This window comes from Spirosoma sp., assembly GCF_026391055.1.
Taxonomy (GTDB): Bacteria; Bacteroidota; Bacteroidia; order Cytophagales; family Spirosomataceae; genus Spirosoma.
Genome location: NZ_JAPLET010000024.1, coordinates 206,690 through 232,172, shown reverse-complemented (window position 1 = coordinate 232,172; position 25,483 = coordinate 206,690). Strand labels below are relative to the sequence as shown.

Sequence of the window (25,483 nt, the reverse complement as noted above, 5' to 3'; positions counted from 1 at the left end):
CTACGTTAGAGAAGGAGTAGTCGGAATAGAGTCCCAAAGTTGATTGCGTACATCCCGTATCTCGCTGAGGGTTTGCTTTCCCTGGGCTGTTACTATAAAGAACCGCTTCCGACGTCCGCCACGAGCGGTTGTGGCGCCCCCCAATTCGGATAGTACGAATCCTTTTTCCTCAAGCCGGTACAGCGCAATATGAACGCCACTCAGGCTAATAGTTCGGTTAGTACGTTGCTTCAGTTCGGTCGCAACGGTAACTCCATAGGCCTGCCCTTCCAGTACTGCTACTGTGAGCAGTACCAGCTCTTCAAATTCACCTAAATAGGCTCTTGTCATAATGGGTTGCATTGCCGGAAATCTGGCCGTCTTTATTTCCTTGCTATTTGCTAAACAAATGCCTTGCCAAGTTGAAAAAAGTTCTTTCAACGGGCTTATAGGCTTATTCTTGGTAGATTGATAGGGGGAAAATGTCCAGAAACGGACAGGAAAGTACGTTTCTGGACAGGGCAGCATAACCACAAAAAAGCCCGTGCAGACACGGGCTTTGGTAATTTGATATGGTCGTTATTTACTTCTTCCAGGTGGTCAGAAACTCTTCGAACGCCAGTTTCAGCGCCTGAAGTGCGTCGGCTAATCCACTGGTATCATTCACTTTGAGCTTACCTTCGGCAGTACGGGAAATTTCGGCTACGCGGGCCACGCCAATTGTTCCGGCACTGCCCTTTAGCGTGTGCAGATGACTCTTTACCGTTGGAATATCCCCAAGATCGTAGGCCGAAAGCGCCCCCGTAACCAGATCATTGGCTTCTGTTACGAACTCCTCCATGATGCTGTCAACGAGGTCCTGCCCGCCAATATCCCGAAGCTGCCCGACAATGTCTTCGTCAATAACCGGCAATTTAGGGTCTACCGGCGGGGAGGGAGCCGGTTTCGATGCTTTGGGTGTTTCCGACTGCTGTCGGGCCTGATTAGCGTCGGTCAGTTCCTTCACTTTGGCAATAAGACTCTGGGCACGAATGGGTTTGGCAATGTAATCGTCCAGCCCCTGACTGATAAACCGCTCGCGGTCCTCGCGCATCGAGTAGGCCGTCATGGCAACAATGGTTGGCAGCTTGTTACCAAACTGCTTGCGCAGGTTGCGGGTAGTTTCCACCCCGTCCATATCGGGCATCTGAATATCCATGAAAATAACATCAAAGCCCGGCTGTGCATCTTTTACCCGTTTTTCCACCTCGCCGATGGCTGCCGGTCCGCTGTCGGCCGTTGTGACGACGCAGCCAGCTTTGCGCAGAATTTCGCTGGCAACTTTGCGGTTTACGGCGTTGTCGTCAACCAGCAACACGTTGGGGTGGTAGGTGCTGAAGAAATTGGCAAGGGCTATTTCAGCTACTTCTGTCGTTTGCTGGGTGGGGCTGATGCTGGTTTCCTTTAGCTCGATGGTGAACCAGAAAGTGCTGCCCATGCCTACGGTTGAGTCGACGCCGATGTCACCTTTCATCAGGCTGGCCAGTTCTTTGGAAATGGCGAGGCCCAGGCCCGTGCCGCCAAACGATTTCCGCGATGAAGTGTCGACCTGACTGAACGAATTGAACAGCAGGTTGATGTTTTGCTGCGAAATACCAATCCCCGAATCTTTTACCTCAATGCGTATCCGGTTGAATTTGCCCCGTTTGCTAATCAGGGAAGCCTCCACCCGGATGGAGCCATTTTCCGTAAATTTGATCGCGTTGGAGGTTAAATTCGATAGTACCTGTAGCAGCCGCGTTTGGTCGGCAATAACGAAGGTGGGCAGGTCGGAACCGAGATGATACGTTAGTTCATTGTTCTTCGAATTAGCCTGCTGGCCGAATAGCGCGATAAGTTTCTCGAAAATCTCTTTGAAGGCCACCGGCGCTTCGTGGAGTACCATTTTCCCCGCTTCAATTTTCGACAAGTCCAGAATATCGTTCAGGATATTCAGCAGTGTCTCCGACGAGCGTTTTACCGTTTTGACGTAACTACGTTGCTCTTCGTCCAGTTTGGTGTCGTTGAGCAGATCAATCATGCCGATAACCCCATTCATGGGTGTCCGGATTTCGTGGCTCATGTTAGCCAGAAACTGCTCTTTCACCTTCAATGACCGTTCGGCTTCATTTTTAGCTTTTACCAACTCGGCCGACTGCCGTTTCAGTTCGGTGATGTCGCGGGCCAGTACGGCTACCACGGAGTCACTGCCGGGTCCTTCGTTCAGCATGAGCATGTTGAACATAAACTGCCGCTCGCTACCATCTTTCCGGCGCATACTGGCTTCGAAATTCCGGAGGCTGCGGTTGCGGCCGAGTTTGAACATGGCGTGCCGAATGTCGTTCTCGTCGATGAAAAACCGGGTGATTTCCTGCCCCAGCACTTCGTCCGGCGTATAGCCCATGCGTTTGAATACCGACGGGCTAATCATGGTTATACGCCCTTTACGGTCTACGCGGGCGTATATATCCTGCAAATTCTCGAAAATACCCCGGAATTTCTCTTCACTTTGCCGGGTAGCAATTTCTGCCCGTTTGCGGTTTGTAATGTCGCGGGCGATACCGGAGACTTCGTCAATGACGCCCCCCGCCAGCAAAATCGGGTTGAGGTGAAATTCGAGGTAGGTCTCGCCTTTGGGCGTTTCGAAGAACAGCTCAAAGTTCTGGGCGAAGCCCCGGAATGCCTGCCGGTAGCGGTCTTCCAGATTTTTGCGATTATCCGCTCCAATCATTCGCCAGCCCAGGTCGGGGGCACTAGCCTGAATGGACGGTGATTCATTTAACTGATACTCAATGAGCCGGGCATAGTTTTTATTGAACGACGTCAATTTCAACGCTTTATTAACCGACCAGATCAAATAGGTACTGCTGTCGAAGATGGCATTCAGGCGGGCATTCTGTTTGTCGAGCCGAGCTTCCGACTGTTTTCGGGCAATCGCTAGTGCCACCTGCCCCGATATGAATTCGAGTAATTCGAGATCGCGGGGGCCGTAGGTTTGCGCGTCGTCGTACGATTTCACGCCGATGATGCCCGTGATTTCTTCGCCGATCCGGAGCGGGGCCGTTAGCATAACCTGTGGCTGAAGCTGGCCATACAGGTCCACCTGGTGCTGGTCGGCCAGTTTACGGATATCCTTTTCGTAGAGGAATAAAGGCTTATTGGCCAGAATGGTGTATTCAATCAGGCCATTTCCCAGTTTACGCTTCGTAAACCGCATGTTGCCCCCAAAGTACTCGTCAACGTAGTACGGAAACGACAGGTACGTTTTGCTGGAGTCGTACAAGGCAATGAAAAAGTTACGGGCATCAATGATGTTCCCTAGCTCTTCATGAATTTTGTGATAAAACTCGCCGAGGTTGGGCGTATTGATAGTCCAGTTGGCAATGCTGTAATACAGCTTCTGCGATTTCTCCGCCCGTATTTTGCCTGTCGTATCGTGCAGTATACACCGGAAAGCCGTTGGCCGTCCGTTGTCGAACCGGCAGTTGACGCTTCCCGACAGGAAGAGGGTTTTACCACTTTTTGTCCGAAAGACCGTTTCTACATACGGCAGTTTATCGCCTTCCTGAATTCGTTTGAGTAGCCCGAGGGTGCTGTCGGCATAATCGGGATGAAGAACGTCGCGCAGGTTTAAGGCCGATATTTCGTCAGAATTATAGCCTAGTGCTTCGCGCCAGGCCCGATTCACGAAGATGAACTTACCGTCCAGCGTCAGCAGCTGAATCAGGTCGGACGTATTATCGACCAGGTCCTGTAATTGGGCATTGGTGTTAGACAGGGCAGAGGCAACCCGTCGTTTGTTCGTTACATCTTCACCAATCAGGGTGAATGAGGATACGTGGCCATCCGCACCATTGATTATGAATGAGTTGACTTGTACATTGCGCAAAGCACCTGAACGAGCCAGCAGCGTAATTTCTTTCTGCTCGGGAAAGCCACCTTTAGTGAGGGCGTCTTCAAATTCGGCTTCGAGTTTGGCGCGTTCGGCGGGGGGGATAAAAATGTCGAAAAAATTCTGGCCGATGATGTGCTCCGGTTGCCATGCGGTTACGCGGTAGGTATACGGGTTAGCATAGCTCAGCGTTCCGTCGCGTTCGATGGTTAAGCCAACCAGATTAAGTTGGTCAACCGTTTGGCGAACATCAAAGGCGGGTAGCGCATCGGTTACGGCTACTTCGTTTCGTTCGTGCTGTAGCCGTTGAATTTCGGCTACCAGTTCATCTTTGGTTTTGGCAGACCAGCGCATGGGTACGTCAGTGGGTTGATATGTCGTCAGACTCTTTAAATTTACGAAAAATGTTCATCTTCCTCATTCATGAAAACGAATCCTGATAACGTTTTTCAGCTATACTACTCAGTATTAGTTCCGTAACTGTTGTTCACTTTGTTACATCTCAGCTAGCTATTATGCTAAAACGTTTGAGTTTATTACTGCTCATAGTGGCTTCGGCCGCCTGTGAGCCGTTTGATCTGGCGAAGAAAAATTTCCCGGTCTGTACCAAGCCTTCCGCAGGTATCGGCTACACCTCCGACCGGCTGGATGTTACCTTCTTTCTGGAAAACCCGCAGGGCGATTTTAATGCAGTAGGCTGGGACCCCGGCGACGGAAAGGGTAAAAACCGGGTTGGCACGCGCGTTACCTATAATTATGATAAGGCGGGTACCTACACCATCACGCTGGTTCTGGTCAACTCGTGTGATGATACGTTTACGACCACCAAAAAGATCACCGTCAGCAACTAATTCTTATGCGCTTACTTTTCCCTTTCTTTCTCTGTGTACTTCTGGCCGGTTCAAGTCAGGCACAGGAGCGCGTACGCAATGTCCGGATACGGGTCGTTGATTCGTCCAGAATTGACGTGTTGTACGATATGCTGAATACCCGCTTTGGGGATTCCGTTTTTCTTGACGTGCGCAGCCGTCTGCGGGGTACCTTACGTATAGCCCCCGAATTTGTTCGGGGCGATGTGGGCAGGCAGGTCACTGCGGGGTCCGACCGGCGTATCATTTGGGAGGCTTTGGCCAATGGCTATTCGCTCAATGAAGAAATTCAGGCACGAGTGATGGTAAAAGCAAGGCCTGTTGTGGCGGGAGAGTCAGCCTTCTCCGCTGCTCAGGCCCCTTCGAAGGCACCACCTGCGGCACCGAGAGTAGTAGTAACCACACCTGTACCCGCATCGGCTCGACCCGAAACAGTACCAGGACCCGTACCCGTACCCGCCAGAGCTGCTGTTGTGCCTGCTCCGGTTAACGATACCCCACCTGTTCCGGTAGCCTCCGAACCAGTTTTGCCACAAAAACAGGCTGTGGGCACCAAGCCGTCTGTTTTTGCCGTTGATTCAGTGGAACAGGTAGCGCAACCTTCACCGGCAGTGGTTTCTGCACCTGTAACACCACCCGTCGCCCCCGCCGTCGATTCGCCGAAAAAGCCAGCTCCTCAGCCAAAAGAAACGGAAATCGCAGCAGCACCTTCCAACGATGCCAGGCGTGAGCGAATTTTGTACAATGGACCTGCTTGTGCACTGCTTTCGGCAGTTGCGCCGGGTGTTGGTAATATATTTGTTCAGACGCCTAAAGCCAAAATAGGCCTGCGCCCTTTGGTGACGGTTGGTTTTTATGGTTTACTGATTTACGGGTTCTCGGAGCGAACCAAAGCGCAGGATGTATACCGTGTTTACGAACAGCAGAAAAACAGGGAAGCCGGCGAACCATATTATCAAACGGCCAATGGGCATCATCAGCGGTACTTTCTGGCAACACGCGGTGCGCTGGTTGTGGCCGCTGCTGATGTCGTGCTGACGTTTATTAAGGGGCTGCACAACAGCCAGATACAGAAAGGAACACAACGCTTCAAAAGCCTTACACTACGACCCGGCCTTCAGGTTGGGCAGCCAACGGCAGTAGTGCGGTATTCATTTTAAATAGCCTTTATTTTATTTATGCGCTTAATTTTAATCATTGCCTTTATGGCCCTGCTCTTGACGGACACCTTTGCCCAGTCGGGTCGACGGACTAAAACCGCGATCTTTTCGGCTTCCAGCCAGTGGCAGCAAGTTACACTCAAACCACTACCTCCGATTAAGCCGCCCGAACCGGCCCGAATAGAATCCGTTACACCAGCTCAAGGCTCTTCCACAACAATTGTTGAGCGAACGCAGCCCGCAACCAGCAGAAGCCCGTTAACGATGGGAACGGCGGAATTCCGGCCCGCCTTTACCGGCGATTTTGCGACCAACCGCAACGGCTGGCGAGCGGGTAGTCAGGGTGATTATTACTACCAGATTGGGTTAGGACAGTACAGCATTCGCAAGCGGGTGGCCAGTACGCAGCAGGTACCATTCAGTGTCGTTGAACTGCCCAATGAAATCAACCTGAACGCGGCTGATTTGTACACCATCAAGGTTGATATGCTCGCCGATTCGGGACAAGTACCGGCAGGGGGGCTATTGTTCGGCGTTCGGGACTCACTCAATTATAACGCCTTCTTGTTGAACGCAAAAGGCGAAGTAGCTGTCGTGCGGGTAGCCGATGGCCGAGCATTCAGTGATTATATGCCCGCCGATTTTCTGGCACCTGGGGTATCGGTGGAGAAAAACCGAAACCGGCTCACGATTCAGCGACGGGGTAACGCCCTGCATTTTTACATCAACGCGCAGGAAATCCGCAGCAGTCCTTATCCCGTCAGGCTTCTTGCCGGCAATGGAATTGGCTTTACGTCTTCGGCTTACTGGACCGCATTCCAGAAGCTGACGGTCACGCTAGGGCTGTGATGAATGCTTTTCAGCATACTTGGTGAAGGTGATATCGGCTGCTGAAAATCAATTTTTTACCTGCTCACCCTGGCGGTTAATGGTCATAAGCTGCCCATTCTGAAATACGGCTGCGTTGTTGCCACGGAACGGCGTAACGGCTTCATATTCGGGTTTTATCACCCATTCATCCTGCTCGTTAATAAAGCCCCAGCGGCCCTGACTCCGGGCTCGACGCCAACCCCGTTCATCGATACCAAGCTCTACTTTGTCGTAAGGTTTATCCCCAAAAGCTTCCTTGTATTTTCCCTGCCGGGCGTCGGCGGGCGTCGCTGGCTTTTGTTCAGGTTCCGACGAGGCTACATCTTCCTGGGGTTGTTTCCTGACAGGAGGAGCCGCTTTTTTAGGCTTCTCTACGATGGCGACATCGGGCTTATCCATCATGTCTGGTGGGATATAAGTTTCCTCATCCGGCCTGACTTCTATCGGCTTTTGCGCTTGCTCCTGATTTATACTTCGTTTGCGGTTTTTGCGTTTGCCCGATGAGGATTCTGTGGTTTGCTCGGTTTTGGGTTTCTGCGGCTCTTCTGTCTCCTGCGAATTATTCCGCCGGATATACCAGTAAATGCCGGCAAGTAGTGCCAGCGCAAACAAAACGCCATAGATTCCGCTCCGATCCGGCTCAATAACCACCACCCGAACGGTACTTAACGGATTGTTATTGGCATCAAAAAGTGTGTAGTCCGTCGTTTTCGTCGGTTTTACCCAACCCCGGTTAACGGGCGAAAGGCCCTCGCCCAAATCATCAATCGTAACCGCCAGCAGGTTGTCTACCGACCAGGCCAGTGTAACGGGCTGGCCTTTCCGAACCCGACCCGGCGTGGCCGTAAAAGACCGGACAACGGGGGGGCGTTCGGGTATTCGTTCCGATGCCGTTCTTGAGGCAGGTGCCACCGACGGGGGAGACGTAGAGACTGGCGTTACTACCGGCGGAGCTGGCCGGGTTGCAGCCGGTCGGGTCACGACTGGTTCAGCAACCGGTGGAGCTGGTTTGGCTACCGAAGGGGGGGGTATGGGAGCCGGTTTTGTTACCGCCCGCTCGGCCGTAACGGTTGGCACAGCAGGAGCCGGTTTGGTTACTGCCGGTTCCGGAACAACTGGCCTGACTGGCTCTGGCTTCGTTTCGATGAGTTGCTCAAAAGTGGGCTTAGCAGGCTCGGGAACAGGTACAACAATCGGTTCGGTACGAATTGGCTTCGACGCCACCTCCAGTCGTTGCAACACCGTAGGTATCCACCGATTCTTAACAAAATCGGGCGTCAGCTTTAATGAAGTTGCTGCATTGACAATCTGGTTGAAATCCTGTTCAATATACTGACTTCGCGACGGCAGTGCCAGTCGAGCAATGCGAGCCTGTATATTCTGGAACAGCAGACTGTTGGCAGCAACTTCCTGAGCTATTTCAGTTGCGCGTTTTAGTGCATCCTCCTCTGATAAGCCTGCTTGCTGGGCCTCTCTGAGGTAGCCATTAGTGCGCCAAACGTCAGGGCCGTTGAGCACGATGGCTTCGCGAAGTCGGTCGGTCAGTTCGGTTTCAGTCATTGAAGAAAGGCGGGCTTTATCCTGTAATTTTAGTAAAACACCGAATTTCAATCGAAGGTCACAACATTACGTCGATAATCTACTGAAATTTTACCAAACTGTGATAAAGCCGACTGGCCGAGCAGCAGGGGCGCTTTGGCCGTGCTGACCACATTGGCATTTACATTTTCGAGAACGCGGTTGCCAATCTGTACCGATTTGAGCCGGATGATGGCACCGGGCGATATATCGCCGTTGGCATTCTGAAACCGGGCTTGCCCTACCACATCATCATCTGTTATAGTGCCCTGCTTCATCATAAATTCGGCTTCGGTGGCCGATATGGAAATCAGGCTGGCCCCGGTATCCAGGATGAACTTCATTCGGGTTCCATTCACGGTTACGGGCACAGTATAAACGCCGTTCTCTTTTTTCATCGCCACCTCGGTAGGGCCGCTGCCCATTTTTGTGAGTACGGGTTGCCTGTCGACTGGTGTTTCGGCCGGTGGTTGTTCCGTTTTGGCGGTATTGTTTCGCTTGCTTCGGCGTGGTTGATGACTACCCGACCGCGAGCATCCTGAACAACCAGCCAGATACAGCAGGTTGCCGAGAAGAAGTAAGAGGATGAGTAGTCGTTTCATTGGTTGAGTATTTATTGAAATAGGGGTTTATTCGTATCGGATCAGGGCTTTGGTTTTTACGCGCCAGGCTCCATTCTCTAGTACGGCCTCACCGTCTCGGCGCATGGTAATGCGGGTGTGTGAGGTCATATAACTGTTTTCGCTGTCGCAGGCGGGCTCAATCATGTAGTTTCGATACGTTAAAAAACGCGCCACCCGCCCCGGTTCGGCTTCGAACCGGAAGGTCGCCAGCGATGGGTTATTGACGTCGATGCTGAATCGATAGGCTGATTCGGGTGAGAGCATATCGGCTTTATGCTGACTGTCGAACTGCCCATTTGGGTCGGGCGGAGGAAAGTAAAAGACGGCTGAACGGACCGGGGCGGGAGTAGGTGCCGGACTGGGAGCTGCCACGGGAGCAGGCACCGGTGCCGGGCTGGGTGGCGGTACAGCAACTGGCTGTTTTTGAACAGGCGTAGGCCGGGGCGGGGTCGACTCGACTATCGACTCACTCTGGCGGGCACGAGGAATCACTTTGGGAGCCGAACTGCTATCGGCCGAATCAGACTGTGACTTAAGTTGCCGGATGGCCATCAGGGGGTTGTTTGTGCCTAACTCCGCAGCTATGGCGTCGAAGGCACTGGCCTTTTGCACAAGGTCACCTTGTGGCTTGCGTGGCTCGTTGACCGGTTTGTGGCGGAGACTATCATTTTCTTTACTTAGCTTCTTGTTTTCGCCAATAAGTCTATCAACTTCAGTTTTTGTTCCACGGTATGCCAACAGATACACGGCACCCGCTCCCACGATTAAGCCACCAACCGCGCCAAGAAGCAGCATCCAGAGTTGTTTTTGTTGAGCTTCTTTAGTCTGCCGTTCTAACTGACTTAGCTGAAGGGCGGCCGGGCTTATGTCGGTTTCCTCTTCGTCGGTTGGTTGCGAGGCCGTAGTGGCCTTTTCGGCCGGGGGAGCCGCCTGCGAAACCTCGGCGGGCGGCAGTAGCGCGTCTATTTTAGCCAGCATTCTGGCCTGGATATCCGGGCTTAGGGGCTTTCCGTAATTCTGATCAGTCTTGTATTTGGCGTAGAACATTGCCAACTGCTTACGAATAGCCGCGTTGGCTTCTTCGGGCGGAAGGCTTACAAAACGAGCGGTGTTTTTCAACTCGCTTAGCTCTTGCATCTTGGCACCCACCTGATCCCAGCTACCCACTCCCCGAATAATCTGTTGCGGGTCGCAGCCATCATCGCATGCGAGCAGCTGCGCGTAAATCTCCTGTGCTTTGGGCTGGCTTATCTTCGCGAAGACCGCAATCGCCACATCTTTGGTCAGTGTATCAACAGCCGCCTGATTCGTATTCTGGGCGAAGCTGAGGGAAGCTGATGCGAGTAGAACAACTGTCGTTCGAAACGTACATTGTAATAGGTTCATTGTCGTGCCGAGCTACTGACCCGGTTGTGTAGAATGAATGAGTTGTACAAGACAGAAGGACAACGCCGGACCAACGTGAGCGGTCCGGCGCTGCCAGAATTATGCCAGCGCGTTTGCAAGTTTGTTGATCGCGCCAATGAGCGGGTAGAAAAACAGCGTTTCTTCGATGGGTGCTCCCAGGGCATCCGTCATGCCGCTGTATTCGGCCACTACATCACCCTCTTTACGCTGTATGCCATCCATAAGCGACGTATCCAGATGTGTCCGTAGTTCCTGCTGCGCCACCACCAGCGACCGCGACGATACGTTGAGGTTTCTGACGAAGCTGAATTGCTGGTTGATGGCAAAGAAGAAGTCGATAAACGCGTTGGTTTCCTTAAGCAGCGATTCGACCACTTCCGGTTTCCGCAGGTCAGCATAAGTAAGCGCTGAAAACTCATCGTCGAACGTGGCCGGATACACATAGCTGATCGCTTCCGTATCCACCGGCCGGTTGTTGGTCGGCTGCATCAGAGCACCTTTGCAGGTAACCTCTTTCGGTCCTTTGCGCTCGTAAAACAGCGTTAAACCGCTGGTGTCGTAGGCTTTATCATACACTTTTTCGAAAATCGCCCGCGCCAATTTGCCCAGCATCTGGTCGTCGGCGCTGATAATCGTCAGTACTTTTGAACCCGTACCGCTAAACGTGATAGCTCCCGGCAGACCAATTCCCCGGTGTTTCATGAGCTTGGCGACGTGGTACAACAGGGCTGTGTAGAACAGCACAAACACTACTTTTAGGTCTTCGTCCTTTGCCAGCATGCCATTGAACGACAGCATATTTTTGGCTTTCACATCGTTGCTCTTTTCAATGGAAAACCAGAAGGCCATGATATCTTCCGAGCGGTTGGTATCCAACATACGCCGGTTGTTGTCGCTCAGGTTGCCAAGGCTCTGGCTGTCGAGCAGGGTCTGTATCCGGTCGGCGTATTTTCGGATAAACCCGTTGTGGCTGGCGGCCCCGTATTCACTGAATGCATCGCCATAAATGGCATTGCCCGCAAACCGGAACGAGGTTAGCAACTTAGGTTCGTTTCGCTCATACACCACTACGTCCGACGTGCCACCGCCAATATCGACGTTGATAACGGGCCGGGCCGATGCGCTTAGTGTTGGGTTTTGTTTGTAGTAATAGAACGGTGCTACCGACTCCGACACTTCGCGCAGCCGTCCGGCCGATCCGCCAATGTAGCGGTCATAAAGCTGCTGCCAGTCGGCGCGGAGCTGGCTCACGCGACCTGGTGTCATACTGGCCGGGAAGAACCAGTATACGGTTGTTTGGGCCAGATTGCCGCCTTCCGTCAGAACTTTGTTCTTAATGAGCATCAGCAACTCTTCCAGGAACGCTTCCACACGCCGTTCGGTCTGGTCGCTGGTTTTTGCCCATTTCAGGTTGGTCGTGATGCGGTTGGAACCGGCCGGTTGCCGCTCCACATAGAATGGAATGTTGAAGTCTGCCAGCGCCTGCGTTTGCTGGTTGAAGCTCAGGTTCATGGGCTCGGCAATGGCCGTACGCGTTGGGAAATTGTCGGGTCTGCCAGGACCAATGGTTGGCGGAACAAACTCCAGATCGTACAGCAGAAACAACTCGAACAGGGCCGGGTTGTACTGAGCCGGAGCCACCAGTGTGGCCACCTGCGGAGTTAGTTCGGCAACGTCGAACGGCCGGGGCGAGCTGCCATCCACTTTGTATTCGACGTGGGTGTTGGTCGTGCCAAAATCCACCGAAAACTCAAACTGTTTGCTACCGCCATTGTACTCTTGCCAGCGCGGAATCAGTACGCCGTACATATCGCGGCCATCGCCCCGAATGTGCGTTTGCAGGTAATCGAATTCTTCGCGCAGGACATAATACACACTCGATCCGTCGGTATTTTGCTGCCGAACGGTGCGCTGGTGTTTCGACTCGACCGTCACTTCGGCATTGGTCTGTTGCCGGAAATAGGTCAGGTCGTACTGGTTCTGGCTATCGAAACCGGATTCGATCAATTGAACGCGATAATCGGCGGGTACGATGACTGAACCGGAGCGAACAAAAGGATAAATATTGACCGTGAACGAGTTTTCGACAATGATACCCTCGTTCGTCAGCTCATTGGGGGCATTGGATGTTCCAACAGTTTGACTGTATAAGCGTTCGAAGGTAATGAACTGGTTGCCCGGCTGGTTAGGTGCCGTAACGGGAATGTCGAGGGTAACGTTGATACCGCCAGCCTGTGGGACCATTTTAAGCCGGACGCGGCCGGTTAGCAGATCCTCAACGTCGAAGAAATCGAAGAAGTCTTTCTTAAGCGGTAGCAGAAATCCTTTCTCGATGGCCGACGTTTGCAGGTTACCGTCAAAGAACCGGCTTCGGTCGGTTGGAAAGGGTAACCGGATAAGGTAGGGCTCCAGAAAATCGCTGACCGTTAGCCAGGGGTAATTGCCCGGTTGACCGGGTAAAGGCCGCTGGTTCTCTCGCCACGACTCGCGGGCGTAGTAGGGGACGGGCGTATTGGAGTTCCACTGGGCCTGCGGTACATACGTAAACTGCCGGAAAAAGCGGTTTTGCAGCGCCATAGGGCGCGGCTGACTGGGGTTCAGTCGAGCATATTTGTCTGACTTGATAATGAAGTCGCTGACCTTGTCGATGGCGCGGGCGTCTGATTTCTTCTTGCGCAGCGGGAAGCCCAGCACCTCAACAACATCGCCGGGACCGGTAGTTAGCTCGTCGAAATCCTGATCGAATTGCTCGCGTGTCAACAGCGGCTGACCGTTATGCGATTCGATATGTTCGTAGAACATGGTCGGGTTCTGCTGTTGCAGGAGTGCCCGGCTGCGATTCAGGTAATCGTCCACTTCGCGGAACCGGTCGCGGAAGTTGGGCATGAACAGTTTAATGGCGTACCAGAACTTCTGATACTCGATGTCGCGCTCGTGCAAGGGGCAAACCGATGCGTCGAACAGCCGGTCGTTTCCCATCGTAACATCGACCCAGTTCAGGTCATTACCCGAACTGAAGAACAGTGTTTTGGGCGATGTGCCGCCCACAACCCGCCCCCGATAACTCAGCACAAATAGCCGGTTGATGGCGTTGAAATTGTACTCGGCCGCATCCTGGTCAAGAAAAAGCTTCAACGCATCGCCGAGCCGTTTATGCCCCAGGCTGGTCGACTGCTGCAAGCGGGTGAGGTCCGTGCGGATGTCGAATGGGGTAATGGTAACAAACGTTTTAAGCTTGTCGTAATTGAAAAACAGCTGGCCCACATCCAGGCAATCCGACACAATGCGCTGGTCATTACTGGTGCCGCTGAGGTCGGGTTTGAGCGACAGGTTCAGAAAGGCCGACCGTACCAGGTCCATCCGTGCAAACGGGCTTGGAATGGAGGTTGGCTGCTTTACCGTCTGCCCCCCCTGCGGGTCGCGAATGGCCGCAATCTGGTCGGTGCCGAGGGGCTTGCTGACGTACCAGTGCAGACCGGGAGTAGGGTTATGTAAACTAAATGTTGTTGGCATGTTTCTCTAATAGTCCATCACTTTCGGTAGCCGTTCGCGGACAAACCGCTCAGTACCTTCCGAAAACAACTGAATGAATTTATCCGCTTCCGTACCATAGGCTTTGCCTTCGGCGGTTTTGTTGAGGGTCTGGTCGAGGTCATCGACGATGTCCAGTTTTACATCGGACTCACCGCCAAATATTCCTTTCTTTTTTGGCTCAAATCCCCGGACGGTATGGCCTAGGTTGGCCGCATCGAGCAGGAATGGCTCAAACGACCGCTTGTTTTGCCGCATTTCAGTTAGCCATTGCCGAAAAGCCGAATCAAAGTTTTTAACACTGTTGAAAAAGCCTGAATTCAGGAAGGAAGTAGAAATCTGAGGATTTCCCTTCGACCACTGCACCGTTCCGGCCGCCTGCCGCAGGCGTTGGCTCAGATAGGTGCTGAACAACGCCATTTTAGACAGGGGCAAATTGATCACTTCTTTCGTTGCCCCGGCAAGGTTGCCTAACTGAATACTGATGCCATCCTGCTCAATGCCAAACTCTTTGTATACTGGGTTGGTAGGCCGCCCATTTGCAACCGCCAGACTGCTGTCGTCGGTATTCATGAAATCGACAATGGCCAGTGCAGAGGCCATTTCTACGAAGTGAGCTTCGTTTTTCTGGCCACCCGCACCGGGGTCGTAGGTATACGCTTTTGTCTGATCGTCGCCAATGTAATAAAGCGCGTTGACCGAGGGGTTAACCCCTTTCTGGTAATAGTTCAGCGCGGCTTTGGTTTTGGCAATGAACGAAGCCGGGTCAATGAGTTTATTTTCATTGGTTGTCAGGCTAAAATACGGCATCACTGTTACCGCCCCGATTTTGGCGTTAGTGAGAAATGCCGGATTCGGAATCTGCCCGATGGCCTGCGCACCCCGGATATTCTTGAGAAGGATCGGAAAGCCAGCGGCCCCCGTGCCGCCAAAAATAGAACTGACGATAAATATCCGGTCGTTGGCACCGAAGTTCTCGGCAAAAGCCTGGAACACATCGGAGTAACGGAACTGATTAAGTACCGTGCTGCCAATGTTGGGGTTTCCTACGAAACCAATGTCCATTTTAGTTTCCAGATTCTCTTCCGAAAAGAGCAGACTAGCGAAGGCCTTGCTCGGCCCGTCCAGTCCTTCATAATTGATATAGTCGCGGAATTTCTCCTGCTGAACGCCCTGCAATTCGAAGACGTAGGTATCGGCGATAGTTGCGTTGCCGCCGATGGACCGGTTGAGGGTTTTAATTTCCGTGCCAAAGAAGCCCGACGTGGGTTTCGTCTGTAAACCCGCCCGAATGTTGCCATATTCGCGCAGCAGATCTTTGGTTCTTAGAAGGTCGTCGTTGGTGGCATGGGGGTCCAGCACAATGGGGATAACCTCGTCGGTATTGTTAAGTTTCACGCCCGACGCCAGCAAAAACGTGAGGGCTTTCAGCACCCGCGAGCCGGTTCCGCCAATGGCGAATACAAATAATTTAGCCATAGTTTTTGTTTTGGGCCACAGATCGGACCGCCGAAGCGGATACACGCAGTTGCACAGAGATTTTTTTAGAATAAATAGCGAAGGTTTCTCTATGTAACTCCGCGCTTCTCCGTGTATCCGCTTCAGCGGCCCATGCTGTGGCTAACGTTTTATTTCGATGGCCACAGCATGGGCCGATGTTTCGCGTTTTTGCTGAAATTTTTCAGTACCATAGAGATGATAAAGAAAATAAAGGCCGTTAACAGGGCCATCTCGAAGGCATAACTAAGGAATACGCTGATGCCCTGATCGAATAGCGTACCCTGGTCTGGGTCGGCTTCGTCGCGGGCAATTTCCTGATTGGCTTTCTGATAGCAGGTAATGAGCGTAATGACGAGAAGAATCAGGGCACTAACACCCATCATCAGAAGCCAGCTACCCATGCCGCTAAAACTCACTTTGTTGAATGGCCAGATGTAAAAGGCGAACGCAACCAGAAAAGCAAGGCCAATGGCCGTCCAGGTCAGCGGTGAAAGCAGTTCTTCCTGATAGAGATCTTCGAGCAGGCTGCCGTTAACGAACAGATTGTAAAAATTATAAAGTGATTCTTCCATGGGTCAATGAGTGAATGATTGAATGGGTCAATGAGAGAATAGGTAACGCGTACACTTATTCTCTCATATACCCATTCAATCATTCTAAATTAATTATTAGCGTGAAATATTCGGTTTGGTTGTTAGGGTTGTAGGCGCGCTCTACCCCTTGCAGGAGGTTCTGAATGCCAAAGGTTGAATTGGCATCCGGCGAGGCATCGTTGGTTGTATTGGTGCTGGCAATCCAGCGGGGTGGAAACTGACGAAGTAGCCGAATGGTGGCCGTTCGTTCCCCGCGAGCGGGTTTTTCGGTTGTCAGCAATAATTTATGGGTAGTGCCATTGGCCCCGGAGTAGGCTTGTACCGCCGTAACTTTAAAATTGTCCTTCCCGTCGACGATATACTGGCTGGGGTCTGTCAATAACGACGTGGGCAGGCGCAGCGCCGAGAGGTCGACGGCTATTGGAATCGTCAGACTTTTATCGGTAACATCGGGTTGTATGTTTTCCAGCCCGTGGATGGCTTTGGCGTGACTGCGGACTTCTTCGTCGGAGCGCTTGAACCGACCTTTGCGGGCAGGGTCGTTCACCAGAATGCTGTAAAAAGGAGTAACCGCTTTGGCATCCCGGCCAAAGAACCAGGAATCGGCATAGCCCGGCAACTGGTCGAATCGGCGGATGGTCTGGTACGTCTGATCCTGATACAGCCGTTGCATGGTTTCGTTACGCCCAATCAGGCAGAGGTAATAAGGCCGCTCACCGGTGTATTTTTTCTTCGCATTATTCCAACTGTAGTAAGTGCCATCGAAGTCGGATTTTAGCTTGATAACCAGCATCGAATGCGTACTGGCGTAAGGGTTAAAAACCGTTGTTAGCAGGGAACTGGCCGCGTCGAGTGTTTTCTGGGCGCTCATGCCCGCCAGACTAGGATCGGAATAGATCAGATCCGAAACCAGTATGCTCAGGTCATCACCAGAGGTATTTTGTAGAATGTTGCTGAAAATACCTTCGAAGTCGGTACTGCTGGTCTTGCCTTTGGTTTTCGCTACCGTAAAGATGTCTCTCTGTTTAAAGAACTGAGGCAGTGAAAGGCCTAGGTCGTTGATTTCCGTGTTCACGACGAAGAGCTTGCCCTGTCCGGGGTTCACGGCATCGAACTCGGTCAGCACATCGTTGAGTGTCCGTTTGAAAGCACCGTTTCCGCCGGGAGCGTCGTATGGAAACATGCTGCCGCTGGCTTCAAGGTATACTTTCAGGCGCAGAGGTTTGCTGGCCGATACGGCTCCTGACAGGGATACCGTTGGTGTTTTGCCGTCTTTCGCCAGTTTTCGGTACGTTCGATTGCGTTTGATGTAGGCCATCAGCGCCGATTCGTCAATTTTACCGTCAGGGGTCAGCAGGGCGGCTGTCTTTTTGTCATCGCCAAGCGTCTTGCTTTCCTGCGAAACAAAGACGCGCAGGGCATCGGCTTCGGCCACGTCAATGGTGTTATCATTTTCCAGGGCATCACTGATCTGTTCGTCAAGTTTATCGACGGGACTAGAACAGCCAGCTAGTCCGCCAAGGGACACCACAAGAAGGGACAACAAACAAAAACGGGTATGAATCATGAATAGTCGTACTGTTTAGCAGGCTGCCGGGTAAAGGTCTAACAACACAAAATGGGGCTCTGTAAAAGGCCCAAAATTAGAAATCCTTATTCAGGCTAACCTCTCATTGGCCCAAGTGGCCTTAAAATTTCTTAAATTACTATAGAACGTAACGAAGCTAAGGCCCATTTTATGTCAATCGGTACGGATTAACGATGAACGGACGTTTACCTTTGTAATGATTTTGAATCCAAAAACATGTCGTTTCGTCACCTTGTCCTGAGTTGTTTACTAATTCTTCCGATTCTGCTTCAAAACTGCGCGCAGGTAGCTCAGCCGCCGGGCGGTAAGAAAGATACGCTGGCCCCGAAATTGGTAAGCAGTCTGCCTGCACCCCGCCAATTGAATTATACTGGCAAAACCGTTGAACTGGAGTTCGATGAATACGTCAACAGCGAAAACCTTCAGCAAAAAATAACGATCACGCCACAGGATAGTAATACGTTTATCGTAAAGTCGCTGCCCCTCGGTATTCGGTTGAGCTTCAACAAGCCATTTCTGCCAAATACGACCTACACGATCGACTTTGCCGATGGCATCAAAGATATTACTGAACGAAACATTGCCAAAAATACCAAAGTAGTATTTAGTACCGGGCCTGTTATCGACTCACTTTACCTAACGGGAAATGTGGTCGACGACGAAAGCCGTGAACCATTGTTGGGTTTTGTGGTGGGTCTCTTTGCCTCGACGGATACATTGCCCATCAACCGAAAACGCCCGCAGTACTTTGCCCGGACAGACAGCAGCGGAAATTACCGGATTGAAAACGTAAAAGCCGGACTGTACAAAGTATATGGTTTCGACGATAAAGATCTGAATCTGGTGAACAATACGCCGGGCGAGCGTATCGCTTTTCGGGATAGCATCCTGAACCTGACTCGAAATTATACGGGTATTAATCTGGTAGCCTTTCGAGGCTATGGCAAACCCCGGATCAGTCGGCGGGAGCGCACCGACGAAACGCTCGGGCTGGAACTCAGCAGCGGTATTGCCAGCTACAAAATTCGATACGGCAGACCCGTTTCCACGTCGGCCGTTTCCACGTCGGCCGCATCCACGTCGGCCGCATCTACTACGGTAACGTCCGCACCTGCCACCACAACGCCGGTTGCAGCAACGGCATCGACAGGAAGTTACTCGGGCGATACGCTGATTTCGTTTCTGGAGAATCCAAAAATGATTCGGCTTTTTCGGCCTGCCAACCGGGCGGCTGATGACACCCTGCATCTGACCGTGGTGGCCGAGGATTCGGTGGGAAATGTGACGGAGCTTAGGGAACGGATTTATTTCTCTCCGCTGAAAACGAAAGCTAAAAATCGAAGTCCGCTAACGGTTCAGGTAAGCCCGCCATCGAACGAACCTATTGACAATAATCTGGAGTTTACCTTGACCTTCAGCAAACCAATCTTCACCTTCAAAACCGAGAGGATCATCATCGGCCCCGACAGTACGAAGCCGTTTGTGCTTACTCCCGCCAACCTGACCTGGATGAATAACAAATCCCGGCTGGTTATCAGACAGAAGACCAATCTGAAAGATACGCTGCTGTTTCGACTGCAAAAAGGGGCTTTTATTAGTGTTCAGGGCGACACACTTGCTCGCTATTCGGCCCGCTACACCATTGCTGAAGAAGACAGCTACGGCCTCATTGCGGGGCGAGTAAACCCGGCCACTACGGGAGCTGCCGGGAATAAGTTCATCGTTGAACTGCTGGACGATAAATACAGTGTAGTACGATCTTCTTACGGAACAACGGCCTATAGTTTCGGACGGCTAAAACCTGGATTATACCGGGTTCGCTTGATCATCGACGCCAACGGAAACCGAAAGCGCGATATTGGCAATGTGCAAAAGGGCCTTCAGCCCGAGCGAATTATCTATAACCCCGGAACGGAGGAAAACGGGACAATCCGCGTGAAGCAGAATTTCGAGCTGACGGACATTGATTTTTGAGTGGACCGCCCCCAACCCCCTCCTAAAACAGAAGAGGGTCGGGGGCGGTAAATAATTGACTGAGACATACAAAAAGAAGCTATTCGGAACGGCCAGTTAAATAAGTTGAAAGTCTTAACGCCTATCCGTAAAACCCTTCGTAACGGAGCAACCGAAGCCGAGGCTATACTATGGCAAAACTTGAAAGGTCGACAACTATTAGGCCGAAAATTTAGACGTCAGCATAGCGTTGGATTATTTGTGTTAGATTTTTACTGCCCTTCAGAACGGTTGGCTATCGAACTGGACGGTGAAGTACATAACACAATTGAGAGCCGGATTTACGATGAAGAACGTCAGAAAGCAATTGAGACGCTTGATGTTCGTATAATTCGCTTTCGTAATAATGGGGTCCTGGAAGATTTAAGCTAACTGCTGATAAGCATTAAAGCACACATCAGCAGTTAGCTCATCTTTGGCATAGTCACAGACTATGTCCAGCCTCCAACGCTCCTCCACGCCCTCTAACCAACCCCGTAAACGGTCATTGATCAGGGCCGAATAGAAATTACGTATGTCTGAGCGATCATGCCTTATTTTCAGAAAAGCACTAAAACAATTTGGTAATCGAAAGGGTCGCCAATAATTCGCCCAATGGGACTTACCTTTGTATTGGTCCGCCAACTGGCCCAAAATGCCCGCTTTTGCGGCCTGATACAACATGTACGTTAAACCTAAAAAAGAACTCGGTCAGCACTTTTTAAAAGACCTGAGCATTGCCCAACGCATCGCCGAACTCCTGACCGGTCACGCCGGACCGGATGGCGTGCCGTATACTAAAGTGCTTGAAATTGGTCCGGGTACGGGCGTTCTGACCCAGTTCCTGCTACAGAACTCTCAGTTTGATACGTATGTCATTGAAATTGACCGCGAATCGGTCGAGTACCTGAAGCAGTATGTGCCAGCCCTGGAAGGCCGTATTCTGGCATCCGATTTTCTTAATATCCGACCGGATCTACTGCCGACAAAACAACCTGATAATACGGAGCCTTTTGCTGTTATTGGCAATTTTCCCTATAATATATCAACCCAGATACTCTTTAAAGTGCTGGACATGCGCGACCGGGTTCCTGAGGTTGTAGGCATGTTTCAGCGCGAGGTAGCGCAGCGGGTAGCTTCCGGGCCAGGCAACAAAGACTATGGTATTTTGAGCGTGCTGTTGCAGGCCTGGTATGATATCAAGTACGAGTTCACGGTAGACCCCAGCGTATTCAATCCGCCCCCAAAAGTTTTTTCGGGGGTGATTTCGCTTAAACGTAACGGCGTTACTGACCTTGGTTGCGACGTGAAAAAGTTTACGCAGGTAGTTAAGCACGGGTTCAGTCAGCGTCGAAAAACGCTCCGGAATGCCCTGAAGCCCCTGTCGCCATCTGAAGCTGCCCTTGCCAGCCCGCTCATGGACAAACGGGCTGAACAACTGGGTGTAGCTGAGTTTGTAGCCTTAACTATATTAATGAGCGAAAGAGCGGAAGGATAAAAGAGCGAATATACGCCAGCCGGAATGCCGAATCATCACTCTTTTATTCGTTACAACCGTGACCTTCGAACTTACTAAAGAATACCTCGACCAGATCCAGTCGGCTATCGACGCGGGCGATGATGCTACGTTACGGACGGAGATGGAAGAGCTTTATCCGGCCGATATTTCGGGAATATTGGATGAACTGGAACCGGAATCGGCCCATTATCTGCTCAGTCTGCTCGATAAAACCGTTGGTGCCGAAATCCTCGCCAACCTCGACCAAACCGAGCGAACCAACCTGCTCAAGCTGTTTACGTCGGCCGAGATTGCCCCCTTTATCAACCAGATGGACTCCGACGATGCCGTTGACGTGTTGAATCAACAGCCCATTCAGGTACGTGAAGAGGTAATTGGTTTTCTGGAGGATCGTGAGCAGGCCCGGTTTATTCTGGATTTGCTGCATTACGAAGATGGTGTGGCGGGGAGTCTGATGCAGAAAGAACTCATCCGGATCAACGTAAACCTAACGGTTAATGCCTGCATCGAAGAGATCCGCCAGCAAGCCGAAGACGTAGAAAACGTATATGCGGTCTACGTAGTCGATGATGTGGGTAAATTGCTTGGCCTGGTTTCACTCAAAAAGATTGTCCTGGCCCGCAAAAACGTCAAGATCGCCGATATTTACGACGACGACATTGTGTTTGTCGAAACGTATCGTCCTGTAGCAGAAGTGGCCGAGGTCATGCAGAAGTATGACTTGGATGCTATTCCGGTCGTAAATGTGCAGCAGCGACTACTTGGCCGAATCACCATCGACGATGTAGTAGACGTAATTACCGAACAGGCCGAAGAAGACATTCAGGTTATTTCCGGTTTATCTGGAGAGGTTGAGGAAGACGACAGTGTGTGGGAGCGCTCGAAAGTGCAACTGCCCTGGCTCGTAGCCGGAGCGGTTGGGAGTTTGCTGGCGGCAACGGTCATCAACGGATTTCAGTCGGAACTTGGCAAAATAGCGGCATTAGCGGCCTTCATTCCAATTATTGGGTCGACGGGTGGGAACGTGGGTATTCAGACGTCGTCGCTTATTCTGCAAAGCCTGGCCGACACCTCGGGCTTAAGTGTAAGTCTTGGTAAACGATTGCTGCGGACTCTCCTGGTGGCAGTCATCAACGGACTGGTTGTGGGCCTCATTGCCGGAGCTTACACTTTTATTATTGGGGAGCCCCGCTTATTTTTTGTCGTAGCTACATCGCTGTTGGCGGTCGTTATGCTGGCTTCTTTCATGGGAACCGTAACGCCGTTGTTACTCAGTCGAATAGGTATTAACCCGGCGGTTGCTTCGGGGCCATTTATTACAACGGCCAACGACCTGATCGGTATCGGCGTTTATTTTCTAATTGCTCAATGGTTATTAGCCGAAGTTTAAATAACTTCCCGGTGCTATGACCATTCGTTTTGCTCAGCCTGTCGATGCGTCCGCTATCCTGGCTGTTTATGCGCCCTTCATTACGGGCTCAACCATTACATTCGAGTATGAAGTGCCGCCCGTAGCGGAATTTGCCGGTCGTATTCAGGCGATCCAGCAGCAATTTCCCTATCTGCTTGCCGAAGAGGAGGGGAACGTGCTGGGCTACGCGTATGCGTCCCGGCACCGGGATCGACCTGCCTACCAATGGTCGGTCGAAACATCGGTATATGTGCATCCGGCCGGACATCGGCGAGGGATAGCCCGGCAACTTTACACAAGGCTATTTGACTTATTGGTTCGGCAGGGATATTACAATGCCTACGCGGGCATCACAATTCCTAATCCCCAAAGCGAATCATTTCATCGGTCGATGGGCTTCAACTACATTGGTACCTACGCCAAAATTGGCTACAAAATGGGGACCTGGCATGATGTGTCGTGGTTTCAGCGGGCGCTACAGCCTCATCAGATAAACCCTGTTATACCAACACCCATTTGCCACGTTCAGGACGAATTGAGCGCGGGACAGTAAATTTTGGCGTAATACCCGTTTCCGGTCTATACTACACTTTTATTATGAAAAAGAAGGCTTTACTGATCATCTCATTCCTGTTTTTCTTTATTCTACCCTTTCTGGGAAGTTATCTGAAATGGGGTGGTTTGCCGCCTGGGTATGGGTTGTTTCCGGCGCAAAAAGTAGCTGACGATCCACCGTTCAACCAGACGTATTTTAATGTCTGTTCACTGGTTGCTATTTTTATACTAACCTTTTTACTGCTGCCGCAACTCTTTGGCTTCAAGAAAAAGCCGGATGTGGTGGAGAGTGAAAAAACAGCTGTCGGGTATCCGGTGTGGTTTAAACCGGCGCTCATTGTTGTTATGATCAGCTGGCTACTGATGTGGGGCCGATTTGAGGTGTTAAAGCCCGCCGACAACTTTACATTCGTGCCGCTTTGGTGGGGGTTTATTTTTGTTTTGGACGGCATTGTCTACAAACGGAATAATGGCGTGTCATTGATGTCGGCCAAACCTAATACCGTGAAAATTCTGGCGGTTACGTCGGCCTTTAGCTGGTTCGTTTTTGAATATCAAAACTTTTTTGTGCTCGAAAACTGGTATTACCCAAACAACAACATACTCAGTAATTTCGGCAATATCTCCTGGCAGCTAGTCTCCTACACAACCGTGCTACCCGCCATTTTTGAATGGTACTGGCTGTTGCGTACAGTCAAGTCTATGAAGAACCGGTACTCGTTTGGCCCGGCGATCCGGTTTTCAACCACGGGTCAATACATATGCCTGGTTATAGGTGGTATATCCCTTTTCCTGATGGGGTATTTTCCAAACGAATTATTCTGGATGTTGTGGGTAAGTATGTTGCCAATGCTGGTTCCTGCTATGGCAATTTCTGGTTTTTGGACTCCCTTTACTGAAATCAGTAAGAAAGGTGACTGGTCATTTGTTGTTTTAATTGCAATCAGCACGTTACTGAATGGCTTCTTCTGGGAGTTCTGGAATTTCGGAAGCGAGTGGTTTCATGATGATATGCCTACCAACCCAAACTACTGGAAGTACTCTGTCCCTTATCTGGATAAGTACCATCTGTTTTCTGAAATGCCGATTTTGGGTTACTTCGGTTATCTGTTGTTTGGTAATGCCTGCTGGTTACTATGGGTTATCGTTGCTCGTCTGGTTGGTTTTGACGCATCAGTCGATGCGGGCCAGGTGAGCGAAGAAAAAGTATTACAGGTAAGTTAAATCACCCGAGTTGGTAGAAAGTTTATCCTTTTACTGGTTCTTATGATTTATGGATAAACGAAAGCGAAATTGCCAGGTAACCTTCTGTCTTACCGGCAGAGTACAGACGTTGTCTGTTTTTTGGGAAACTTTTTCGTCGCCATCGTTAACCTGATTTAGGCTGGCGCAACGATCCACCGGACAGGGCTTATTAGGGCATTTTTATGAGGCAGGCCAGCATTGATTTAATTGTATACTGTACTAAGTTACTATTATGAGTTGGATACAATTTTGTGTTGAGTATGAATGCATAATCGACTATTTTTGTAAACAAAGCTCACACTGTGGATTAGGAAAATATGCAAAGACAATTATTTATATTACTATTTGTTACTTTTTTACCAAGCTGTAAACCAACAACAGTAGACACACCGATAGGAGGAAATGGAACCGTAAAGCCTTCTACTGAAACAATTGTCATAATAGGCTCGTCTACGGCAGCCGGCTGGGGCGCTTCGGATTACAAATATTCATGGGCAGGACGGCTTACCCAGCAACTATCAAACAGCCGAGTTGTGAATCTGGCTAAAGGGGGATACACCAGTTACCAGCTTTTGCCAACAAAATCGAGTCACCCTAATAACCGGCCAGATGCAGATACCCTTCGGAACATAAACGCTGCGCTGAAAGAAAAGCCGACTACATTAATCATCAGTAATTCATCAAATGATGCTGTGGCTGGCTACAATGTCGATGAGATCATTGACAATTTTAATATGATCAGGAGCCGAGCTTTGGCCGCTGGGGTAGGTACTGTAATCATTACCACGCCTATTCCCCGTAAGTTCAATGCCGAAGTTACGACCAAATTGCTGCTTCAGAGAGATCTGGTTATGAAAAGTTATGGCTCGTTTGCTGTCAATATATACGACCCTTTAGCCACCTCGGAGAATTTAGTAAAGCCGGAACTCCTTAGTGAAGACGGCATTCACCCTAACGATAAAGGGCATGAGGTAATTTTCAAGATAATTTCAAGCTTCCTGCTTTAAGGGTCAATCAAGCAGATTAGCTGTTGCGTATAGAACAATCGTATTAACTAATACTAGCATATTACCCTATAGCCATTGCTCTCAATGTCGCATCAAATAGTTTATACAACTATTTGTCCCATAATAAGGATGTCTAAAATCATGAT

At 50.8% G+C, this 25,483-nt stretch carries 19 protein-coding genes; 10 read left to right on the top strand and 9 right to left on the bottom strand.

What is annotated here, in order from left to right; translation table 11 throughout:
• Positions 1–330 carry a helix-turn-helix transcriptional regulator gene (locus NT073_RS21370; protein WP_297377498.1) on the bottom strand — a complete coding sequence of 110 codons (330 nt, stop codon included), beginning with the start codon at positions 328–330 and terminating at the stop codon, positions 1–3.
• Between the two features lie 232 nt (positions 331–562).
• Positions 563–4,243, bottom strand: coding sequence for a PAS domain S-box protein (locus tag NT073_RS21365; RefSeq protein WP_297377496.1), 3,681 nt, complete (start codon positions 4,241–4,243; stop codon positions 563–565).
• A 161-nt stretch (positions 4,244–4,404) separates the two neighbouring features.
• Between NT073_RS21365 and NT073_RS21360 the strand changes: the two genes are divergently transcribed.
• From NT073_RS21360 to NT073_RS21350, 3 genes are read left to right on the top strand one after another with little or no spacing between them, the layout of a single operon-like run.
• Positions 4,405–4,740: a PKD domain-containing protein gene (locus tag NT073_RS21360; protein WP_297377494.1), complete on the top strand. Its 336-nt coding sequence runs from the start codon at positions 4,405–4,407 to the stop codon at positions 4,738–4,740.
• 5 nt (positions 4,741–4,745) lie between these two features.
• Complete coding sequence (locus NT073_RS21355) at positions 4,746–5,918, top strand: hypothetical protein (protein WP_297377492.1); 1,173 nt, start codon at positions 4,746–4,748, stop codon at positions 5,916–5,918.
• A gap of 18 nt (positions 5,919–5,936) precedes the next feature.
• On the top strand, positions 5,937–6,767 hold the full coding sequence (locus NT073_RS21350; protein WP_297377490.1) for a hypothetical protein: 831 nt from the start codon (positions 5,937–5,939) through the stop codon (positions 6,765–6,767).
• A gap of 48 nt (positions 6,768–6,815) precedes the next feature.
• Here NT073_RS21350 and NT073_RS21345 read toward each other — a convergent pair whose 3' ends face one another.
• The 7 genes from NT073_RS21345 to NT073_RS21315 all read right to left on the bottom strand — a co-directional run bounded on the left by NT073_RS21345 (position 6,816) and on the right by NT073_RS21315 (position 17,587).
• Positions 6,816–8,348, bottom strand: coding sequence for a WG repeat-containing protein (locus NT073_RS21345; RefSeq protein ID WP_297377488.1), 1,533 nt, complete (start codon positions 8,346–8,348; stop codon positions 6,816–6,818).
• Between the two features lie 47 nt (positions 8,349–8,395).
• Complete coding sequence (locus tag NT073_RS21340; protein WP_297377486.1) at positions 8,396–8,968, bottom strand: retropepsin-like aspartic protease; 573 nt, start codon at positions 8,966–8,968, stop codon at positions 8,396–8,398.
• Between the two features lie 27 nt (positions 8,969–8,995).
• A complete protein-coding gene (locus tag NT073_RS21335) occupies positions 8,996–10,375 on the bottom strand; it encodes a hypothetical protein (RefSeq protein ID WP_297377484.1) in 1,380 nt (459 codons plus the stop codon).
• A gap of 99 nt (positions 10,376–10,474) precedes the next feature.
• Positions 10,475–13,909 (bottom strand): hypothetical protein, encoded by a 3,435-nt coding sequence (locus NT073_RS21330; protein WP_297377482.1) that lies wholly within the window; start codon positions 13,907–13,909, stop codon positions 10,475–10,477.
• 6 nt (positions 13,910–13,915) lie between these two features.
• Positions 13,916–15,406 carry a hypothetical protein gene (locus NT073_RS21325; protein ID WP_297377480.1) on the bottom strand — a complete coding sequence of 497 codons (1,491 nt, stop codon included), beginning with the start codon at positions 15,404–15,406 and terminating at the stop codon, positions 13,916–13,918.
• A gap of 149 nt (positions 15,407–15,555) precedes the next feature.
• Positions 15,556–15,999 carry a hypothetical protein gene (locus NT073_RS21320; protein ID WP_297377477.1) on the bottom strand — a complete coding sequence of 148 codons (444 nt, stop codon included), beginning with the start codon at positions 15,997–15,999 and terminating at the stop codon, positions 15,556–15,558.
• Between the two features lie 79 nt (positions 16,000–16,078).
• Positions 16,079–17,587, bottom strand: a complete 1,509-nt coding sequence (locus tag NT073_RS21315) for a hypothetical protein (protein WP_297377475.1) — start codon at positions 17,585–17,587, stop codon at positions 16,079–16,081.
• 237 nt (positions 17,588–17,824) lie between these two features.
• Between NT073_RS21315 and NT073_RS21310 the strand changes: the two genes are divergently transcribed.
• From NT073_RS21310 to NT073_RS21280, 7 genes are all read left to right on the top strand, one after another.
• On the top strand, positions 17,825–19,582 hold the full coding sequence (locus tag NT073_RS21310) for an Ig-like domain-containing domain (protein ID WP_297377474.1): 1,758 nt from the start codon (positions 17,825–17,827) through the stop codon (positions 19,580–19,582).
• A gap of 105 nt (positions 19,583–19,687) precedes the next feature.
• Positions 19,688–19,993 (top strand): endonuclease domain-containing protein, encoded by a 306-nt coding sequence (locus NT073_RS21305; RefSeq protein WP_297377472.1) that lies wholly within the window; start codon positions 19,688–19,690, stop codon positions 19,991–19,993.
• A gap of 289 nt (positions 19,994–20,282) precedes the next feature.
• A complete protein-coding gene (rsmA, locus tag NT073_RS21300; protein WP_297377470.1) occupies positions 20,283–21,098 on the top strand; it encodes a 16S rRNA (adenine(1518)-N(6)/adenine(1519)-N(6))-dimethyltransferase RsmA in 816 nt (271 codons plus the stop codon).
• A gap of 58 nt (positions 21,099–21,156) precedes the next feature.
• Positions 21,157–22,509: a magnesium transporter gene (gene mgtE / locus NT073_RS21295; protein WP_012927831.1), complete on the top strand. Its 1,353-nt coding sequence runs from the start codon at positions 21,157–21,159 to the stop codon at positions 22,507–22,509.
• A 16-nt stretch (positions 22,510–22,525) separates the two neighbouring features.
• Positions 22,526–23,083 carry a GNAT family N-acetyltransferase gene (locus NT073_RS21290; RefSeq protein WP_297377467.1) on the top strand — a complete coding sequence of 186 codons (558 nt, stop codon included), beginning with the start codon at positions 22,526–22,528 and terminating at the stop codon, positions 23,081–23,083.
• Positions 23,084–23,127: 44 nt separating this feature from the next.
• Positions 23,128–24,309 (top strand): small-conductance mechanosensitive channel, encoded by a 1,182-nt coding sequence (locus tag NT073_RS21285; protein ID WP_297377465.1) that lies wholly within the window; start codon positions 23,128–23,130, stop codon positions 24,307–24,309.
• Between the two features lie 338 nt (positions 24,310–24,647).
• On the top strand, positions 24,648–25,337 hold the full coding sequence (locus NT073_RS21280) for an SGNH/GDSL hydrolase family protein (RefSeq protein ID WP_297377463.1): 690 nt from the start codon (positions 24,648–24,650) through the stop codon (positions 25,335–25,337).
• Positions 25,338–25,483 lie beyond the last annotated feature (146 nt).

What these genes read in the sequence shown, in the direction of transcription:
- NT073_RS21370 (WP_297377498.1), bottom strand. Translation starts at nt 330, where the DNA reads ATGACAAGAGCCTATTTAGGTGAATTTGAAGAGCTGGTACTGCTCACA.
- NT073_RS21365 (WP_297377496.1), bottom strand. Translation starts at nt 4,243, where the DNA reads ATGCGCTGGTCTGCCAAAACCAAAGATGAACTGGTAGCCGAAATTCAA.
- NT073_RS21360 (WP_297377494.1), top strand. Translation starts at nt 4,405, where the DNA reads ATGCTAAAACGTTTGAGTTTATTACTGCTCATAGTGGCTTCGGCCGCC.
- NT073_RS21355 (WP_297377492.1), top strand. Translation starts at nt 4,746, where the DNA reads ATGCGCTTACTTTTCCCTTTCTTTCTCTGTGTACTTCTGGCCGGTTCA.
- NT073_RS21350 (WP_297377490.1), top strand. Translation starts at nt 5,937, where the DNA reads ATGCGCTTAATTTTAATCATTGCCTTTATGGCCCTGCTCTTGACGGAC.
- NT073_RS21345 (WP_297377488.1), bottom strand. Translation starts at nt 8,348, where the DNA reads ATGACTGAAACCGAACTGACCGACCGACTTCGCGAAGCCATCGTGCTC.
- NT073_RS21340 (WP_297377486.1), bottom strand. Translation starts at nt 8,968, where the DNA reads ATGAAACGACTACTCATCCTCTTACTTCTTCTCGGCAACCTGCTGTAT.
- NT073_RS21335 (WP_297377484.1), bottom strand. Translation starts at nt 10,375, where the DNA reads ATGAACCTATTACAATGTACGTTTCGAACGACAGTTGTTCTACTCGCA.
- NT073_RS21330 (WP_297377482.1), bottom strand. Translation starts at nt 13,909, where the DNA reads ATGCCAACAACATTTAGTTTACATAACCCTACTCCCGGTCTGCACTGG.
- NT073_RS21325 (WP_297377480.1), bottom strand. Translation starts at nt 15,406, where the DNA reads ATGGCTAAATTATTTGTATTCGCCATTGGCGGAACCGGCTCGCGGGTG.
- NT073_RS21320 (WP_297377477.1), bottom strand. Translation starts at nt 15,999, where the DNA reads ATGGAAGAATCACTTTATAATTTTTACAATCTGTTCGTTAACGGCAGC.
- NT073_RS21315 (WP_297377475.1), bottom strand. Translation starts at nt 17,587, where the DNA reads ATGATTCATACCCGTTTTTGTTTGTTGTCCCTTCTTGTGGTGTCCCTT.
- NT073_RS21310 (WP_297377474.1), top strand. Translation starts at nt 17,825, where the DNA reads ATGTCGTTTCGTCACCTTGTCCTGAGTTGTTTACTAATTCTTCCGATT.
- rsmA (WP_297377470.1), top strand. Translation starts at nt 20,283, where the DNA reads ATGTACGTTAAACCTAAAAAAGAACTCGGTCAGCACTTTTTAAAAGAC.
- NT073_RS21290 (WP_297377467.1), top strand. Translation starts at nt 22,526, where the DNA reads ATGACCATTCGTTTTGCTCAGCCTGTCGATGCGTCCGCTATCCTGGCT.
- NT073_RS21285 (WP_297377465.1), top strand. Translation starts at nt 23,128, where the DNA reads ATGAAAAAGAAGGCTTTACTGATCATCTCATTCCTGTTTTTCTTTATT.
- NT073_RS21280 (WP_297377463.1), top strand. Translation starts at nt 24,648, where the DNA reads ATGCAAAGACAATTATTTATATTACTATTTGTTACTTTTTTACCAAGC.